We start from the raw sequence: 431 nt of genomic DNA on the forward strand, positions 1-431 counted from the left end.
GTTTTTGTGCCCAAGCAGCGGCCAATGAATACCTAGTCTAGAATAAAGACATTTAACCCGTTCCTACTCTCTCGTACTGGCCTTATACCTGAAATTACATTCACTCTCGATGGATATCCTATGCCGAGATTAATATTTCCAGCCGTTAAATTGTAACGATTTAGGGATAGGGCTGTAGCAAGGGTATTCGGTTTGTAAGCCGTAGTTAATGACAGTTGCCGTGTCTACACTAAAAGCTGCTGCATAATTTCCTTGTCTAAAACCTTCTGGATCGATTTTTGCCGTTTTATCTAACACCTTCCAGATGAGATCTACAATAAACTCAGGGTGACGCCTTGGGTCGAGTGCCATGGTGTCGCGCATACAGAACCAGCTTCCACCACCTAGGCGTTTTTGATTCGTAGCATTTTTAAAATACGCAGTATGCAAAC

1 pseudogene is annotated in these 431 nt (G+C 42.9%); it reads right to left on the bottom strand.

The window, feature by feature from the left end:
* Positions 1–129: 129 nt before the first annotated feature.
* Positions 130–431: pseudogene (locus AB4503_RS25595) on the bottom strand (hypothetical protein); the annotation flags it as partial.

The sequence above is a fragment of the Vibrio sp. 10N.222.55.B11 genome (assembly GCF_041473705.1).
GTDB lineage: Bacteria > Pseudomonadota > Gammaproteobacteria > Enterobacterales > Vibrionaceae > Vibrio > Vibrio crassostreae_C.